Origin of the sequence: Paenibacillus sp. LjRoot56 (assembly GCF_964253335.1) — a bacterium.
GTDB classification, from domain to species: Bacteria; Bacillota; Bacilli; order Paenibacillales; family NBRC-103111; genus Paenibacillus_E; species Paenibacillus_E allorhizoplanae.
Genome location: NZ_CAXURV020000003.1, coordinates 385724 through 404082, shown reverse-complemented (window position 1 = coordinate 404082; position 18359 = coordinate 385724). Strand labels below are relative to the sequence as shown.

Sequence of the window (18359 nt, the reverse complement as noted above, 5' to 3'; positions counted from 1 at the left end):
CGTCGATAGATGTTATTTTTATTCTCGTTGAAACAATATAGGAACCAGGATTCACTCAGGACATTGAATGTTGCGAGAGATTATACCCTCGGGAAGTGAATGACGTAGGTCCTAGCGGATGAAATTTTTTTCACACATTTTATTCCTAGGAAGGGGGAACCGAAAGATGGAAACAGAATACTCAACTTTCGGAAGACACGTTGCTGTTGATACTTGGGGGGTAGATTTTGAACTTCTGAACAATGCAGAATGGCTGCAAGCTCAGATGGTTGAAGCTGCCGAGGTATGTGGAGCAACTGTTTTATCTGTACAATCCAAGCAATTCGAACCACAAGGAGCAACAGTTCTTGTCATGTTGTCCGAGAGTCATCTCTCCATTCATACTTATCCTGAGAGAGGTTTTGCCGCACTTGATTGTTATACATGCGGTGAGACAGTCGACCCTCAATTAGCCATCGACTTTATGGTGTCCGTACTAAAACCAGAAACGTTCTATGCGAAGAAGCTTGTTCGCGGAATGGGTGAACTACAAGTAGAAACTCCTGAAATAAAGCAAGCAGAGCTTGTTAAATAAAATTCTGCAAAAGATAACGGTAACCACGGAGAAATCCGTGGTTATTTGTTTGTTCAGATACCCATACAATGATATTGGCGATACATGTCCAGTTCACTTGAGGTGGGGGAAGAAGCTTGAAGCATAAAATCATTAGGAAATTGGTGCTGTATGTCGTTGTTCTCTTTCTCATCATTTGGCCTATTTATCAACTCGTCCAAATGTTAGGTCATCAAAAGGAAGATCACGATGCTACACATTTACTGTTCCAAGTATCCTTATTTCAAATGGAAATATTGAAGAGCAGTCTAGAAGAAGCCTCTCAGAGTAAAAGTACGAATGAGCTCGATCCAGTGAGACGAGCACTGTACTCAGCGGAATACACGCATGAGCGATTAATTTTGGCAGCAGGGGGAAAAGAGGAGTTAAGCTCACTTAGCTTCATGAACCAACTAAGCCAGTACATACAGAGGTTGCAGCTCGGTGGCGTGAGAGCACTGAAAGCGGATGAGACATTAACATTGAAGGAAGCTCAAAAGCAATTTGGGCACATGTATGAGGTCTATGAGAAAATGATGGCCTCGAACGGCGATATCATTTCATCGCAGAATACTGAGTTATCGAAACTAGATCGCGAAATGACGTCCTTTTTAAGAAAAAAAGGCCTGCAATAGGGGATTCTGCTTGTATGAGGTATAGAGGAGCACGGAGCTGTTAAAACTAACGAACAGTACCAAAGCATTCATAATTTATTCAAATATTTTGTCGGAATGTCTGAAATGCTGTGCTATAATGATTCTAAATAGACGGAAAGGCAGGTGGTAACAATGCATATTATCGCAGTTGGTTTGAATTATCGGACAGCCCCGGTAGAAATTCGTGAGAAGTTTGCGTTCTCAGATCAAGACCTACCGAAGGCAATCGCCGAATTGAAAGAGACGAAAAGCATCTTGGAATGTGTCATTGTTGCCACTTGCAATCGCACCGAAATTTATGCTGTCGTGGATCGACCTCAATTGTGCAGTCATTACTTGACGCACTTCCTTGAGCGTTGGTTTCATGTGAAGAAGGATGAGTTCCAGAAGCATTTATATATGTATGAGAATGACAAGGCAAATGAGCATTTGTTCCGTGTAACAACGGGGCTTGATTCGATGGTCATTGGGGAAACTCAGATTCTCGGTCAAGTGAGGGATGCTTTTTTAGCATCTCAACAATTGAAAGCAACGGGCTCTTATTTCAACACGCTGTTTAAACAAGCGATAACACTTGCGAAGAAAGCACATTCAGAGACGGGTATCAGTAATAATCCAGTCTCCATCAGTTATGCGGCTGTAGAACTCGGTAAGCGGATCTTCGGAAGCTACATGAACAAAACCATTATGATTATTGGTGCGGGTAAGATGAGCGAGTTGACCGTGAAGCATTTGTATGCAAATGGTGCAAACAAAGTTATCGTTGTGAATCGCACGTTGGAAAGAGCTATGGATTTAGCCGGCAAATTTAGCGGTGTGGCTTGCACACTAGAGGAAATGCCGAAATATTTACCTGAGGTTGATATTATCATTAGCTCGACTGGAGCACCTGGATACGTTCTGACGAAGAAGGATATTCAAACTTATGTGCAAAAAAGAAAATCACGTCCGCTTTTCATGATGGATATCGCGGTTCCGCGGGATCTGGATCCTGAGATTAGTGGCTTGCCTAATGTGTTCCTCTACGATATTGATGATTTGGAGCATATTGTGGATAAGCATTTGCAGGAGAGAAAGAAAGAAGCGGCTAAGATTGAGGTCATGATCACGTCCGAAATCGCTGCCTTTGACCAATGGACGAAGACACTTGGCGTCAGTCCGCTGATTAGTGCTTTGCAAACGAAAGCGAATCAGATTCACGAAGAAACCATGGAGAACATGCTGAATAAGTTGACTGATTTGGATGAGCGTGAAATTAAGGTGATTCGCAAATTAACGAAGAGTATCGTGAATCAAGTGTTGCGTGATCCGATCTTACGAATCAAAGAGATGGCAGGAGAGCGCCATGGCGACGATGCTCTTGAAATTTTCACCAAGCTTTTCGCATTAGAAGATACGCTTAAACAACAAGAACAGGCAGATCAAATAGCACAAGAGCTGGAGTTAGGCTTTAACAAAGTGGAAAGTAAACAAACGTTGGATGAGAAGCTGTCCGTTCGTAGTTTGCAAAACGCGGATATTCTAGCCCCATCTTGATAAAAAGGCGCTAACCGCCTAGGAGAGGTGCCATGGTTACACGTAGCTGGTTGTTTGATGCGATGATTTATATGTATGCCCTGAGCCTACTGTTTTACTTTTCGGATTTCGCCAATGCGAGCCGGAGCGCGAAACGGATGGGGACGGGGCTGCTTTTGTTTGTATGGGTTTTGCAAACTGCTTACTTGGCTATCAGTTTATACGGTCATTTGACGGAATGGGCTTTCGTACGATCTGATGTACTTTTTATGTTTTCGTGGCTGATTGTAACGATTTCATTGATCGTCAACCGTTTTTTTCGAATTGAATTGTTCGTTTTTTTTGTGAATGTACTTGGCTTTGCGATTCTTGCACTGAATATATTTGGAAATCCGCATGTCGTGCCGATCAAATCCGATTGGGACATCAATGATGAGCTATTATTCATTCATATTTCGTTAGCGATTGGCAGCTATGCCGCCTTTTCAGTAGCCGCAATTTTTTCAGGGATGTACATATTTTTACATGCAAGGTTGAAGAGTAAAAATTTCTCTCAGGCTGTTATGAGACTGCCATCTCTTGAGAAAATTGAACATTATACGTATTTGTCGGTCATTATCGGGGGGCCGTTGCTTCTAATGGCTTTAAGTCTTGGTGTGGTGTGGGTCGTGCTTGAAGGAAATCGCAATCTTCTCTATGACCCCAAAGTAATCAATTCTTTCTTCGTTTTGGCAGCCTATGCCTTTTACTTATTTCAACATAAATCCATGCGGATTTCGGGGAATAAGCTAGCTGTTTGGAATTTGGCAGCTTTCTGTATCGTCGTATTGAATTTCGTTGTTTCGAACCTTGTTTCTGATTTTCACGGGTGGATATGGAGCTAAATGGTTGGCAGCATCCTTTTCCCGTTATGATGAATTTAGCAAGACGCCGGTGCTTGATTGTTGGCGGAGGTCCAATAGCAGAACGAAAATTACGATCGTTACTTGCGGCTGGTGCCGAGGTGACGATTGTCAGTCCAGCGTTCACGGTTGGAATTCTAGAGCTGGGGCATCAACCGAATTTGATCGTGAAGAAACAGCCCTATGATGAAGCGATATGGTTAGCCCATGGTGAGGCACAATTCGCATTAGTCATTGCGGCGACGAACGATGCACAAGTCAATAGACAGATCGCACAGGATGCGAATGTGCATGATGTGCTCGTCAATATTGTAGATAAACCAGAACTAAGCTCGTTTATCCTACCTTCCGTTGTTCGTCGTGGCAAGTTGGTCATTACAGTCTCCACTGGTGGAGCTAGTCCATCAGCAGCGCGTAAGATTGCCAAAGAGATCGACAAGACCTATGGTGATGAGTATGAAATTTATTTGGATTTTCTCAGTGAAACTCGCTTGTTCATCCAAGAACGCGTGAAGGATAAAAAAGCAAGGCAGGGTCTATTTAAAGACATGCTGGCGTGGGATCTCATGCCTTTGATCCGAGAAGGCAAGTTTGAAGACTGGAAAGAGAAGTTCAACCTAGCCTTACATGGCGAAGCTTGGATGCAATCACAAGAGCAACAGGAAGTAGAGAGTGGACGGCCTTCTTGGTCTTTCATCAATGAGATTGGGCAGCACGTATAGGAGGCGGAGACGAATGAAAACGATAATTGTAGGGACAAGACAAAGTGCTTTAGCGCTGACTCAAACAGGACAAGCTGTTGAACTTTTGAAGCAGCTTGCTGCCGAACATGGTATCGAATGTCAATTTGAAATTAAGAAAATTGTTACGAAGGGCGATCGGATTCTGGACGTCACGTTATCCAAGGTTGGAGGTAAGGGCCTGTTCGTGAAGGAAATCGAACAAGCACTGACGGACGGCGAGATTGATATCGCCGTTCATAGCATGAAGGACATGCCTTTCGAGCTGCCCGAAGGTCTCGTTGTAGGCGCGATTCCCAAGCGCGAAGATCCGCGCGATGCATTGATCACGCGCGGCGGCAAATCCCTTGACGAGCTGCCGCAGGGCGCGCTCGTCGGCACAAGCTCGCTGCGCCGTGCAAGCCAGCTGCAGCATCACCGCCCGGACCTCCGGATCGAGTCGATCCGGGGCAATATTGATTCGAGGCTGCGCAAGCTCGAAGAAGAGAATTTCGATGCGATTATGCTTGCTGCCGCCGGTCTTCACCGAATCGGCTGGCAAGATCGCATCAGTGCCTACTTGCCGCCCGAGCTCTGCCTCCCTGCCGTAGGGCAGGGAGCGCTGTGCATCGAGTGCCGCGGCAACGACGCTTTCGTGCTGGACTTGCTGGGCAAGTTCCAGCACGAGCCAACGGCGCTCGCGGTGCGAGCGGAGCGGGCTTTCCTCGGCAGACTCAACGGAGGCTGCCAGGTGCCGCTCGGCGCATACGCGAGCGTTGAGCGCAGCAGCGGAGACGACATTCCGCTGCTGACCCTAACCGGGATGGTCGGGACGCCGGACGGCGTGACCATGCTCAAGGAGACGGCTTCCGGGAACGATCCGGAAGCGTTGGGCGCGTTAGTCGCAGAGAAGCTCATCGCACGAGGAGCCGAGAAGATTCTAGCTGAGGTGAGGGAGTGATGGCTGTGAACAAAGGAAGAGTTTTTCTTGTTGGAGCGGGTCCTGGAGATCCTAAGCTCATCTCGGTACGCGGGATGGAAGCGATCCAAAGAGCTGATGTCATCGTATATGATCGACTGGCGAATCCACGCTTATTGAAGCATCGTAGACCAGAAGCAGAACTCATCTTTGTTGGCAAGCTGCCGGATAAACATATTTTAAAGCAAGAAGAAATCAATCAGTTGCTTGTGGATTTGGCTTTGCAAGGGAAGATCGTAACACGTCTTAAAGGTGGAGATCCGAGTGTATTCGGTCGCGTTGGTGAAGAAGCCGAGCTGTTGGCAGATAACGGGATAACGTATGATATTATCCCAGGAATCACCTCCTCGATTGCTGTTCCAGCTTATGCGGGTATTCCTGTCACACATCGCGATTTCACGTCGTCCGTTGCGATTGTAACGGGCCATGAGTATCCGAATAAAACGTATTCCAGCTTAAACTGGGAGCATCTGGCCAAAGCGATTGGGACGATGGTGTTCCTGATGGGCGTTGCCAATTTAGAGCAAATATGCCGTGAGTTAATTCGTTGTGGGAAGCCGCCAGAAATGCCTGTTGCCTTAGTGCGATGGGGAACATGGGCGGATCAAGCGACGATTACAGGTACACTTGCAGATATCACAGAAAAAGTAAGAGAAGCGAACTTCAAATCTCCAGCCGTCATCATCGTGGGTGAGGTAGTTAAACTTCGTGAGAAGCTGGCTTGGATGGAGAAGAAGCCGCTGTTTGGCAAGAGAGTACTTGTCACGAGAGCTCGGAGTCAAGCGAGTGAACTTGTGGATCTGATCGATGATTTGGGTGGAGAACCCGTCGAATTCCCAGTCATTCGTTTACAGCCGCCAAGTCGCCAAGAAGCTAGGCAAGCATTGGATCTCGCATTAGAGAGACTTCAGGAGTTTGACTGGATTGTGCTAACGAGTGCAAATGGTGTTGAATTCTTTTTCCGCAGACTGCGTGAATTAGGTATTGATGTTCGCAGAATGGGGAACGCACGAATTGCTGCAGTAGGTCCTAAGACCGCTGAGGCGCTCGCTGAGCGTGGTATCATCGCAGACGTCCTACCGGCTAAGTATCATGGGGAAGGTATCCTAGATGCCATTCAAGGGGATTTGAACGCAGGTCAGAAAGTGTTGCTGCCGACAGCAGATTTAGCACGTGAATATTTACCGTCTAAATTAAAGGAGCTCGGCCTCGAAGTTACTGAAGTGGATGTGTACGAGAATGTACTGACCACCGATGACGGAGAAGAGATTATTCATCTTTTGCAGAATCAAAGCATTCATATCATTACTTTTACAAGTTCATCGACCGTTACGAATTTACTTGAAGCGCTAAAGCAACTCGGTATGGAAGATCCGTTATCGTTGTTGCAAGGCGTGGAAATCGCAGTTATTGGTCCCAAAACGGCAGAGACTGTCTTACAAGCAGGACTGTCGATCACATATACGGCTGAAGAAGCAACAGTGGCTTCTTTGGTACAAAGCATGATTCAAGGAGGCGGAAATCCATCATGAGTTTTCCAATCGTTCGTAACCGCCGCTTACGCGGAAATGCAGCCATTCGTAATCTTGTTCGTGAGAATCAAGTGACAGTGAACGATGTCGTTCAACCGATCTTTGTTACTCATGGTACAAATGTAAAGTCAGAAATTGCCTCGATGCCTGGTGTGTATCATTTCTCACTCGATCGTGTGAAAGAGGAAATCGATGAAATCACGCAATTGGGTATCCAAGCGATTCTCTTGTTCGGTGTACCTGATTATAAAGATGCAACCGGAACATCCGCATTCATGGATGACGGTATCGTACAGCAAGCAACGCGCTTTATTAAAGAGCTCAACCCTAACTTGCTGATTATCGCAGATACGTGTTTATGTCAATTTACCGATACAGGTCATTGCGGCGTCATTCATCACCATCCGATTACAGGGCAAGCAGATGTCGCGAATGATCCTTCTCTGGAACTACTCGTTCGTACAGCTGTCTCCCAGGCCAAAGCAGGTGCGGATATTATCGCTCCGTCCAATATGATGGATGGTTATGTGCAAGCCATTCGTGCTGGACTTGATGAAGCTGGTTATGAGAACACGCCGATCATGGCATATTCCGTCAAATATGCTTCGGCCTACTACGGGCCGTTCCGTGATGCTGCGCATTCCACACCGCAATTCGGTGATCGGAAAACGTATCAAATGGATCCGGCTAACGGTCGTGAGGCCCTTCGTGAAGCGTCAAGCGACGTCATCGAGGGAGCAGATTTCTTAATGGTGAAGCCAGCGCTCGCTTACATGGACATTATCCGCATGCTGAAGGATAACTTCGACTTGCCAGTTGTCGCTTATAATGTGAGTGCAGAGTACGCCATGGTGAAGGCTGCTGCTCAGCAAGGTTGGGTGAATGAAGAAGCGATTGTGATGGAAACGATGACAAGCTTCAAACGTGCAGGAGCAGATATTATCCTGACCTATTTCGCTAAAGATATCGCTCGCTACTTGCAAAAGTAAGGAGATCATGAACCATTTGTCCTCTGTGATGTACAACGGAGTCCGGGTGGTTCTTTTGTCATACTTTTGTCGCAATAGGTAAGCTTACCTTGGTTGTGAGAGGGGTATAATTAGGGCATAATGGATGAGAATAGATGGAAACAAGAGGAAGGTGCCTCATGAGTTATAACGATAATTTTATTAAAGCATGCCGGAAAGAAAAGGTTGATACGCTGCCTGTGTGGTATATGCGTCAAGCGGGTCGCTACGACCCGGACTACCGTAAGATCAAGGAAAAGTACTCCTTGTTAGAAATTTGTCAGCAACCAGAACTTGCTGCTGAAGTAACGATGATGCCGATCAAAAAGCTTGGCGTAGATGCCGCGATTTTGTATTCGGATATTATGAACCCAGTGGCTTCGTTGGGTGTTGATTTTGATATTGTGAAAGATATCGGTCCTGTGATACATACGCCGGTTCGTACGGCACAAGATGTTGAACGACTTCGTCCAATTGATGTGGAGAAGGACTTGTCCCACATTCTTCAAACGATTCGTATTTTAGATAAAGAATTAGAGGTTCCGTTGATTTCGTTTGCAGGTGCGCCATTTACGATCGCCAGCTATTTGATTGAGGGCAGACCCTCCAAGAGCTATATTCGTACGAAGCAAATGATGTATTCTGAACCAGCAGTCTGGTTCGCCTTAATGGATAAGCTTGGGGATATGGTTATCACGTATCTGCGTGCACATATCGCTAATGGGGCGAAAGCTGTTCAAGTATTCGATAGCTGGGTGGGGGCACTCTCTCCAGCTGATTTCGACGTCTACGTACGTCCAACGATGATGCGGATTTTCAAAGAGTTATCGGATTTGAAAGAACCGAAGATTTATTTTCCTGGTGTAAGTTCAGGTGAATTGCTGCCGTATCTGACAACGATTCAAGCGGATGTGGTTGGTTTGGATTGGCGTGTACCGATTTCTGTTGGTCGTGAAAGATTACAGAACCGATATGCGGTGCAAGGGAACTTAGATCCCTATATTCTAACAGCGCCGATGAGTGTGATTGAAGCGCAAGCGAAAGCGATTATGGATGAAGGGATGAAGCAGCCAGGTTTTATTTTCAACCTAGGACATGGATTATTCCCAGAAGCATCGTTGGAGAAATTGAAAGAATTAACAACGTTTGTTCATTCCTATTCGCATTCCGTTTTAACCCAGCAAGCTGGAAAGAGTGGTGTTTAACATGACCAAAACACGCATTGGTGTCTTAGTGATGTCGTACGGTACGCCGGAAAGTCTAGATCAAGTTGAAGCGTACTATACGCATATCCGTCGTGGTCATCCGCCGACCCCTGAGCAATTGCATGAATTAACGACGCGTTATGAGGCTATTGTCGGTGGCTTCTTCCCGCTGCGTGAAAATACGAATAAACAAGTGAAAGGGCTCGAAGCTACGCTTCGTCAAGAGCATCCTGAGCTTGAATTTGTCTGCTACCAAGGCCTAAAGCACGCTCAGCCATACGTAGAAGATGGTGTTGAGCAAATGGTTAAAGACGGCATCACAGAGGCTGTAGGGGTCGTTCTAGCGCCTCATTACTCGACGATGAGTGTTGGTGGTTATGTGAAGAGAGCGAAGGATAAGGCGGAAGCGTTAGGTCTTAAGATGACTTTCGTTCTGGATTATCACCTCCATGGAAAGCTGCTGGATGCTCTGCAAACACGTGTAGAGAAAGCTTTGGGGAAATTTGCTGAGGCGGATCGGGATAACGTGAGAGTCATCTTTACAGCGCATAGCTTGCCTGAGAAAATTCTGGAAATGAAGGATCCGTACCCAGATCAATTGCTAGCTACCTCCAAAGCGCTTGCTGAGCGGGTTGGTCTTACGAATTGGCAGTTTGGTTGGCAAAGTGCGGGCCAGACAGCAATGACATGGTTAGGTCCAGACATTATGGATGTCATGCGTACGATTAAACAAGAAGAAGGCGTGGATAAGATACTCCTCTGTCCAATCGGTTTCGTTTCCGATCATTTAGAAGTCCTTTATGATATCGATATTGAAGCGCAAGGGCTGGCGAAAGAGCTAGGCGTTCATTTGGAACGTACAGAGTCGCTCAACACGGATCCTCTATATATGGAAACCTTAAGTGATGTTGTCTACAAGAAATGGCAAGAGGCAGCTGGTTCACAATGAGTAACAACGTGCCTCATTATATGATTATTGGCGGGGGTATTACGGGGTTAAGTGCTGCTTTTTATTTGAAAAAACTGATGACGGAAGCTGATGGTGGAGGTGCCCCCTTTCGTATTTCTGTTGTCGAGAAATCACCGTCATTTGGCGGGAAAATTCATACGATTGAGCGTGACGGCTTTGTAATTGAAAAGGGGCCAGATTCCTTCCTAGCTCGTAAACGTCCGATTATTGATTTGGCTTATGATTTAGGAATGGAAAATGAGCTGACAGGTACGAATCCGAAAGCGAAGAAAACTTACATCGTTCGCGGGAGAAAGCTGCATCGTATGCCTCCAGGCTTGGTTCTGGGAATTCCGACTCAAATGACACCATTTATGAAGACAGGCCTTATTTCACCACTCGGCAAGCTTCGCGCTGCGATGGACTTGATTAAACCGAAGCGGGATGTCACAGATGACGAGTCGCTTGGACATTTTCTGGAGCGCCGACTTGGTAAGGAAGTGCTTGAGCGTATTGTTGAGCCTCTGCTTGCAGGGATCTACGCCGGGGATACGTATAAATTGAGCTTGAAATCCACTTTCCCGCAGTTTCGGGCCATGGAGCAGAAGAACCGAAGTTTAATTCTTGGGATGATGGCAAGCCGCAAAAATGTGACCGAGGAAAGCGCGCATTTACCTGCGGCTGTTCGCAATTCAGTCTTTGTAACGTTTAAGCGAGGGCTCGAATCCTTAGTGACAGGTTTGGTTGATGCCATGCGTACTACCGTTGATTTACGTACAGGAGTTAGCGTTGTTTCGGTGTGTAGTGTGGATGGGGGACAAACAGAAGTAGTCTTTGAGGATGGTCAGCGTGAGCTCGTTGACGGGGTCATCTTGACGACGCCAACGTATCAAGTGGCGAAGCTGCTTTCGGAGCTGCCAGCTGCAAGCAAGCTAGCAAAGATTGATTATATATCGGTAGCTAATGTGATTATGGCCTTCGATCGTAAAGATATTCCATTTGAACTGGATGCCTCTGGTTTCCTCGTTCCTAAGCATGAGGGCTATACCATTACAGCGTGTACGTTAACCTCAGCGAAGTGGCTGCATGCTGCTCCAGAAGGCAAGGTGCTGCTTCGTTGTTATATTGGTCGTTCTGGTGAGCAGGAATGGCCAGCATGGTCCGATGAGCAATTAATCAGTAAAGCACGGCATGATATAGCTGATCTGCTTGATATTACAGCTGAACCTGGTTTTGTTGAAGTGACGAGGTTGATGCATTCCATGCCGCAATACCCTGTTGGCCATTTAGAGGCGATCGCGAATTTCAAAAAAGAACTAACTGCAGCCATGCCGCGAGTACTGGTCACGGGGGCAGGGTTTCATGGCGTAGGACTACCTGATTGCATACGGCAAGGAAAAGAAGCGGCAAATCAGCTTGCTGATCTTGTTCTAACACGATAATATTATCGGAGCTTAGTCAACTCCAAAGTGAATTCACTGGCTGAGATGGTCAAGATTTTCTTCTCTTCGAGATCACGTATGACTTGCATGAGCGTTGATTTCTGAACCCCAGCTAGCTGGGAGATTTCATCAAAGTTAAGGACAAGCTTAATGACGATAGTGGTGCCTTTACGCAGACCGTGCGAGTTCGCCATTTTGATCAAACTTTTAATGACGCGTGTTCTTGCATCTACGAAGGTTAAATCATAGACTTGTTGATTCGTATCGCGTAGACGATTACTAAGTTCTTGCATGATACCTAGGCTAATGTCAAAATGATTACGAAGCAGTTCAAGGAAGCTTTGGCCGGTTATTGTTAGGAGTGTGCATTCTTCTAAGGTTTGAGCTGAGGCAGAACGTGGTTTGCCATCAATGAGAGACAGCTCGCCGAAGCTTTCGCTGGTTTTGCAGATCGACAGTATTTTTTCCTCACCTGCTTGGCTTGTTGTATAAATTTTAACGGAACCGCTAAGTACCATATAGAAGACAGAACCGATTTCTTTTTCTTGAAAAAGGATCGTGCCTGCTTTATAAGTACGTCTTGTACAAATCTCAATAAGGGCGTTCAATTGATGCTCGCTAAGTTGGGCAAATAAAGGAACTTTCTTGATATGCTCTAGCATAGGTTGTACCGCCTTTATAGGTAGTTAATGGTAGGATATGACCTTATTTTATCACAAGATCACGTCATCGGGGGCTAAATAATGGTAAATTCGAGCAGAATCGACAAACTGTCAGCGGCTGCTTTCCAAGAATCAAGAAAGTTGATTCCTGGAGGAGTCAACAGTCCAGTTCGTGCTTTTAAATCGGTGGGCTTAACACCGTTATTCATGGAGAGTGGATCTGGCGCGCGAGTAACGGATATTGATGGAAATACGTTTATTGATTATGTGGGTTCATGGGGACCACTCATCGTAGGTCATGCTCATCCAAAGGTTTTGGAAGCGATCCACGCTACAGCAATTAAGGGGACAAGCTTCGGAGCACCGACGTTGCTCGAAACTGAGATGGCAAAGCTTGTTATTGAACGCGTACCGTCCATTGATATGGTTCGCATGGTCAATTCGGGGACAGAAGCTACCATGAGTGCGTTGCGCCTAGCTCGTGGATTCACGAAGCGCGACAAGATCGTGAAATTCGAAGGAAGCTATCATGGGCATGCGGATGCTTTGTTGATTAAGGCTGGGTCTGGGGTTGCTACACTTGGATTACCAGATAGTCCTGGTGTACCAAACAGCGTAGCGTCTAACACCATTACTGTGCCTTATAATGATTTGGATTCCGTGAAGCTTGTTTTTGAAAAGTTTGGAGAAGAAATTGCCGCGCTTATCGTTGAACCCATTGCAGGGAATATGGGGGTTGTTCCTCCAGCAGATGGCTTCTTGCAAGGTCTGCGTGACATTACTAAGCAGTATGGCTCCTTGTTGATTTTTGATGAGGTTATGACCGGTTTCCGCGTGCATAAGAACTGTGCACAAGGTTTATACGGCGTAACCCCTGATTTAACATGTCTAGGTAAAGTTATCGGCGGCGGGCTTCCTGTAGGTGCTTATGGCGGCCGTTTAGACATCATGGAGCAGATTGCTCCTGCGGGTCCGATTTACCAAGCAGGTACGTTATCGGGTAACCCACTTGCCATGGCAGCTGGTTTCGCAACGTTGTCCTTACTAGGCGAGCCGAATGTTTATGAGGAACTGGAACGCAAGTCAGCTAGACTAGAAGCAGGCTTTGCTGCGAATGCTGCTGAATTCGGTATTGCCAGCACGATCAATCGTGTAGGCTCCATGGTTTGTCCGTTTTTCACGGAGATGGCAGTCACCAACTACGACACAGCCAAAACATCCGACCTTGGCCGATTTAATGCCTATTTCGGTAACCTATTGGATTTAGGTGTTTCCGTTGCACCTTCGCAGTTTGAGGGGATGTTTGTGTCTACGGTGCATTCCGATGCGGATATTGAAACAACGATTGAGGCTCATCGCGAAGCCTTAAAACGTTTATAAAATTAAGAAAGAGGCAGCCCTCCGTAGAATGTTCTACGTGAGGGCTGCCCTTTTATTAAAGGTCATGTGCTCCAGGCAAATAGATGGATACTATACATTTAAATTTTGGGATTATCCGCTCAAACGCAGAATAGATGGATTTCTTCCAGTTAATTTTATCCATTTTACCCAATCGGAACAAAAGAGGCATTTTTAACTGCATATTTTACAGTTATATCGAGTTTTCGAGGAAATATATCGTAATTAGCTGTATATTTTCCAGTTAGCACAATTGTGCGACCGGTATGGATGCAGGGATGAGGGTCGCGGAAATAGGAGCGTACATGGGACGCAGAAAAGGGATGCGAACACTGAAATGCCGCTCAGACGATGTTTATCGCTTCTTGGTGGTGCTAGTGCTATGCTCCTCCTTCTCCAAGCTTTGAACGATATGTTAGCCATAACAATTCGTGTGGCAACTAGATGTACCCGCAAAAAAAACCAACTAACATCCGAAAAAATAAGATGCTAACTGGTTTTTTAACTAGGATAGAACGTTCTAGTTCGGTTTAGCTGTTGGAGAAGTAGATGTAGATGTGTTAGGTGAAGTCTCTGTTCCATTCGTTGCAGGTTTCGGTGTGGGACTCGGTGTAGGCGACGTTGTTGTGGTCGTCGTTGGCTTCGTAGTACCCGTGTTATTTCCACCTGTATTATTCCCACTACTTGGTGTTGGTGTAGGCGTTGGAGTCGGTGTAGGGTTGCCTGTATTTGTTGGTGTTGGGCTAGTTGTATTCGTCGGTGTTCCAGTTGACGGCTTATCCGTCGAGTTCGGCTTCGTCGAGTCGGTAGTTGAAGACGACCCGCCAGCTTTGCCAGATTCTGCTGTGTTTTCTGGTTTAACAGATGGTGTTGGTGTTGCTTTCGGCGTTGGTGTAGGTAATTTACCTTGCGCCTTCAGTTCTGCTTGTTCTTTCAAGAATTCGGGGTGAGTTGAAGCACCGCCTGCATCAATCGTCGTTAAGCCAGCCCAAATGTTCTTCACTTCGACTTTCTCAGGATGATCGAATACTAAGAAAGCTGAAGGTAAGCGACGCTCGCCATAACGGCTAGATGGTTTTGTAATGAGTGCATTATTATAAACCATTTCAGAAGATGCTCCGCCATCAAGGAATCCAGCGTTGATGACATCGTCTTCTAAGAAAAGATCCTGAACTTCTTTCAGTGTAGCACCAACACTTGATGTTTGACGGCCATCAATGACGATAAAGATAACCGTACCGTCAGCTTTTTGTCCAACTGCTGTACGCGGTGCACGTCCCCAGCCGCCATCACCGCTTGTAATAAGCGGTTTACCGTTCGCGATAACTCGTGGATAGAAGGAAACTGCTTCAGAGACGCCAAGTTTCAGTAATTCGTTAATCGTATATTTTCCGATAATGAGTGTTCCTTCGTTCGTGAAACCAACAATTTGTTGCGGGTTGCTTCCCTCTTGGTCGGTATAAAGAATTTCTCCACCGGACATAATAGCACCGATTGGGGCAAATCCGTTTCCAAGGCCGTCAGGATCATTGAAGCCACCGCCATTGACACCGGCAACAGCACCTGTGCGTTGAACCATGGCTGTAATTCGTTCACCCTCACCTTGTTTGGAAGGAACAACAACACGGATTGATCGTGGATCATATACATACATTCGTTTACCCTTCCACAGGGTGCCTGAAATATCTTCTACTTTGACGAGACTCTCAATGGGGCGGTTTGTATTAAACTGAACAGCCTCAATATCTTGTTTCTCGATCGAGTTAACTTCCGTTAAATTCTGCATTTCGAGAACCATTTGATCTCGACGCTGTGCACCTACAAAGATCCAGGCCCAGTCGCGGTGCTGCGTTGTTATGACGGTTTTGGCCAAATACTCACGAATGAATGTCCCTGGCGGGGTTAGAAATAGAAAGCTAGAACTTAAAAATGTACATACTGCTATAACGAGTAAAGTCCGCTTCAGCCAACTATAATTCCGAAAATGATTTGCAATTGAACTACCCAAGGTAAACCTCTCCTGCTCTATTAATAAAATGATAGAAAATGTCGAAAAAAAACAATACAAGAATAATAGTATCATATTTTTGCATGCAAATGGTAATGGTAATTGTTAAAATAAAGTGTACTTCATCCCTCTTTCTTAAGGAGCTCGTTCTAACTATGAAACGTTATTACTTTTTTGATTTCCCAATCGACCTTATGGCGATTGTTTTTGTATTTCTACTCATTCTGCTAGCAATCTTTCTATCATTTCGTAAAGGCTTGAAATCATGATTACTTGGTCGCGCAATGGAGAATGGTTGGAGTTACCGCTTCCGAATGAGCAATGGAAACCGCTTAAACCTGGCGCTGTTGAAGAATTAGCGGCTTATCTGCCGGTGCCTCGCAAATTTTTCTTGCGATTAGCTTCCCAGGGATTTATTCGCATAGACAATAATACGATTCAGCTTAAGGTTTTTCCTCAGGAAAAGGCGGCGTTTAAACCTGAATCTTACCCATTAGACGTTTTATTTGAAGATGAGTTCACTCTAGTCGTGAATAAACCAGCTGGTAAGTCTGTCCATCCATCTGAAGCTGGTCAAGGAGGGACACTTGCCAATGCGGTAGCTCACTATTATGAAGCGACAGGACAAGCATGCGGCGTTCGGCATATACATCGTCTAGATCAAGATACGACGGGCGTTGTACTTTATGCCAAAAATGAATGGGCGCATGTCCTATTAGATGAGGCCATGCGAGAAAAACAAATCGATAGACGCTATATTGCGCTAGCTCATGGAATTTTCAAAGAAAAAGAAGGATGGATTGATGAACCGATCGGCAAGGATCGTCATCAGCCAGGGAAGCGAAGAGTGGCTCCCAATGGGGATCAAGCAGTTACACATTACCGTGTCGTTCAACAAATGAAAGCAGGGGCACTCGTGGAAGTGGAGCTAGAGACGGGCAGAACACATCAAATTCGAGTCCATCTCAGCCATTTAGGGCATCCACTCGTAGGTGATACTTTATATGGAGGTTCTTCACGTTTGTTTCAACGACAAGCCCTGCATGGAGAACGACTTCTATTTAAGCATCCGATCACGCAAAATGAGGTCGTTGTACAAGCACCGTATCCACTAGATTTCAAGATGTTGTTGGATCAAATGTCAATGAATTAAAAATGTAGTCATGCCTGGCCTCATCCACCCATATACTTTTAGAGACAATCAAGTATATCACCCAACAATTCGGAGCTGCTTTATGTTTCGAATTAACGGAAGGGAGGATTCATTCGGTGTCTGAACAACAACCAGGGTTACGCTTTGATATTTATGAACGTGTGCATTTGCAGGAGAATTTGGCAGCTATACAAGAATTGAATGAGGTAGAATTGCTTCCGCATATTCAAGTAATAACGCTGGATGATCAAGCGATCTTAAAGGGGAATCTACTACTTACAGGTAACTACTTTAGTGAAGAAGGCGGCAGCCCTCGCACGCTTGAGCATTTAATTCCTGTTGAAATTACGCTACCCTTGAATCGCATTCATCGTGTAGAAGATATTCAGGTGGAGATCGAGAATTTTGATATCGACCTTTTATCGGCACGAAGTCTAAATGTAACTGGTGTACTATCCTTGCAAGGTGTAGAAATGGTTTCTGTGCCGCAAGAAAGCTGGCGAGAGGAAGAAGAGGTTACTTTTGTCCATCAAATTGAGTACCCGCGCTCCGAGCCCATCATGCCTTACGCATCAGAATCTACACCAGCACCTACACCAGAACCTACACCAGCACCGTTTGTTCAAGAACCACAGGTTCAACCAGTTCAACAAGTTCAACAAGTGATTCAACCACCACCAGCACCAACACCAACACCTGTTCTTCCTACACCTTTACCTACGCCAACACCAACGTTGATTGCAGCTGCACCAGAACCAACCGTCGTTGCGTCTCAGCCTGAATCCTTTTCGGGAGACGACACGGTAGGTGTGGAATTTGAACAAATCGAGCTGAAAGTGACTCCGCATGCTGATAGTACCGTCGTTACGGAGGAAAAAAAGGAACTGAAAGTTGCCTTTGGCAAGAAGGCAACGGACGCCGTGGAGGTTAACCCGTATGGCATCAAATCGCTATTATCTAAGGCAGGCACGTATCTTTCCGACAAGCGGCTTGCGGAAGCTGAGGCGCAAGCGGCTCTTGAGGCGGAATCGCGGATAGATGCAGTAGAGTGGCGGCGATTATTCCTTCAGAGCAGATCGGAGTCACAAGAGTTCAGGAAGCTCAAACTATGTATCGTTCAGAAGGACGACACCTTAGAATCCATCGCGAAGCGCTATCAGCTGACAACGCGTGAGCTTCAATTGATGAATCGTCTAGGCGATCAGGATATTGTTGTGGGGCAAGTTATTTATTTACCCAAATAAATAATGATACATAGGCAAGAGCTTCTGGCTGCTGATAGCGGCTGGGGGCTCTTTATGTTTGATCTCGTATAAATTCCACCGTTTCATCCAATACTAGAAAATAATCCTTATAATAGGCGTCGAAATTATTGACTATGTGTCGATAATTCGATATCATATAGTGTAACTCATTTTCAAACCAACATATGGAATTGCAAAGATAGGGAGTAGTAGTCGGAACGCCCTTCAGAGAGTGGAACTGCAGCGCTGAGAGGTTCCTCAGGATACATCCGATCGAAGTCGCCCTGGAGCAGTAAATGTGAGTGCAATCGCCGAGTTTCATTTCTCGCCTGCATTAGCATTTTCCGGTCGCAGCCGTTATCTGTTTAAGTGTCATGTTATTTGCTATTGGGGCAA

16 protein-coding genes and 1 other annotated feature (1 of these 17 cut by a window edge) are annotated in these 18359 nt (G+C 45.8%); of the genes, 14 read left to right on the top strand and 2 right to left on the bottom strand.

Going from position 1 to position 18359, the window contains the following annotated elements; translation table 11 throughout:
• Positions 1-166: 166 nt before the first annotated feature.
• From speD to hemG, 11 genes are all read left to right on the top strand, one after another.
• Entirely contained in the window at positions 167-574 is a 408-nt protein-coding gene (gene speD, locus ACSQ8O_RS20800; RefSeq protein ID WP_056610310.1) for an adenosylmethionine decarboxylase, read from the top strand.
• A gap of 116 nt (positions 575-690) precedes the next feature.
• Positions 691-1227: a hypothetical protein gene (locus ACSQ8O_RS20795; protein ID WP_236290203.1), complete on the top strand. Its 537-nt coding sequence runs from the start codon at positions 691-693 to the stop codon at positions 1225-1227.
• A gap of 153 nt (positions 1228-1380) precedes the next feature.
• Positions 1381-2784 (top strand): glutamyl-tRNA reductase, encoded by a 1404-nt coding sequence (gene hemA, locus ACSQ8O_RS20790; protein WP_436243204.1) that lies wholly within the window; start codon positions 1381-1383, stop codon positions 2782-2784.
• Between the two features lie 32 nt (positions 2785-2816).
• Positions 2817-3647, top strand: coding sequence for a cytochrome C assembly family protein (locus ACSQ8O_RS20785; RefSeq protein ID WP_436243203.1), 831 nt, complete (start codon positions 2817-2819; stop codon positions 3645-3647).
• Positions 3648-3673: 26 nt separating this feature from the next.
• Entirely contained in the window at positions 3674-4387 is a 714-nt protein-coding gene (locus ACSQ8O_RS20780; protein ID WP_436243202.1) for a precorrin-2 dehydrogenase/sirohydrochlorin ferrochelatase family protein, read from the top strand.
• 13 nt (positions 4388-4400) lie between these two features.
• A complete protein-coding gene (hemC, locus tag ACSQ8O_RS20775; protein ID WP_436243201.1) occupies positions 4401-5345 on the top strand; it encodes a hydroxymethylbilane synthase in 945 nt (314 codons plus the stop codon).
• Entirely contained in the window at positions 5345-6895 is a 1551-nt protein-coding gene (cobA, locus tag ACSQ8O_RS20770; protein WP_436243200.1) for a uroporphyrinogen-III C-methyltransferase, read from the top strand. The genes hemC and cobA overlap by 1 nt, the downstream gene beginning before the upstream one ends.
• Positions 6892-7884: a porphobilinogen synthase gene (gene hemB, locus ACSQ8O_RS20765; protein ID WP_171630405.1), complete on the top strand. Its 993-nt coding sequence runs from the start codon at positions 6892-6894 to the stop codon at positions 7882-7884. Before cobA ends, hemB begins: the two co-directional genes overlap by 4 nt.
• A gap of 158 nt (positions 7885-8042) precedes the next feature.
• The gene (gene hemE / locus ACSQ8O_RS20760) at positions 8043-9107 is read left to right on the top strand and encodes a uroporphyrinogen decarboxylase (protein WP_436243199.1); all 1065 of its coding nucleotides are present in this window, start codon (positions 8043-8045) and stop codon (positions 9105-9107) included.
• A gap of 1 nt (position 9108) precedes the next feature.
• Positions 9109-10056: a ferrochelatase gene (gene hemH, locus ACSQ8O_RS20755; RefSeq protein ID WP_436243198.1), complete on the top strand. Its 948-nt coding sequence runs from the start codon at positions 9109-9111 to the stop codon at positions 10054-10056.
• Positions 10053-11498, top strand: a complete 1446-nt coding sequence (gene hemG / locus ACSQ8O_RS20750; protein WP_436243197.1) for a protoporphyrinogen oxidase — start codon at positions 10053-10055, stop codon at positions 11496-11498. The genes hemH and hemG overlap by 4 nt, the downstream gene beginning before the upstream one ends.
• A 2-nt stretch (positions 11499-11500) precedes the next feature.
• On the opposite strand, the gene ACSQ8O_RS20745 is transcribed toward hemG, so the two are convergent.
• The gene (locus tag ACSQ8O_RS20745; protein WP_056610330.1) at positions 11501-12160 is read right to left on the bottom strand and encodes a Crp/Fnr family transcriptional regulator; all 660 of its coding nucleotides are present in this window, start codon (positions 12158-12160) and stop codon (positions 11501-11503) included.
• Positions 12161-12241: 81 nt separating this feature from the next.
• On the opposite strand from ACSQ8O_RS20745, the gene hemL reads away from it, so the two are divergent.
• Positions 12242-13540, top strand: a complete 1299-nt coding sequence (hemL, locus tag ACSQ8O_RS20740) for a glutamate-1-semialdehyde 2,1-aminomutase (protein WP_436243196.1) — start codon at positions 12242-12244, stop codon at positions 13538-13540.
• A gap of 538 nt (positions 13541-14078) precedes the next feature.
• On the opposite strand, the gene ACSQ8O_RS20735 is transcribed toward hemL, so the two are convergent.
• Positions 14079-15566 (bottom strand): phosphodiester glycosidase family protein, encoded by a 1488-nt coding sequence (locus ACSQ8O_RS20735; protein WP_436243195.1) that lies wholly within the window; start codon positions 15564-15566, stop codon positions 14079-14081.
• A 265-nt stretch (positions 15567-15831) separates the two neighbouring features.
• On the opposite strand from ACSQ8O_RS20735, the gene ACSQ8O_RS20730 reads away from it, so the two are divergent.
• Both ACSQ8O_RS20730 and ACSQ8O_RS20725 read left to right on the top strand, forming a co-directional pair.
• On the top strand, positions 15832-16719 hold the full coding sequence (locus tag ACSQ8O_RS20730; RefSeq protein WP_436243194.1) for an RluA family pseudouridine synthase: 888 nt from the start codon (positions 15832-15834) through the stop codon (positions 16717-16719).
• 116 nt (positions 16720-16835) lie between these two features.
• Positions 16836-17963, top strand: coding sequence for a LysM peptidoglycan-binding domain-containing protein (locus ACSQ8O_RS20725; RefSeq protein ID WP_436243193.1), 1128 nt, complete (start codon positions 16836-16838; stop codon positions 17961-17963).
• Between the two features lie 187 nt (positions 17964-18150).
• Positions 18151-18359 (top strand) — a binding site (T-box leader) (it continues 51 nt past the right edge of the window).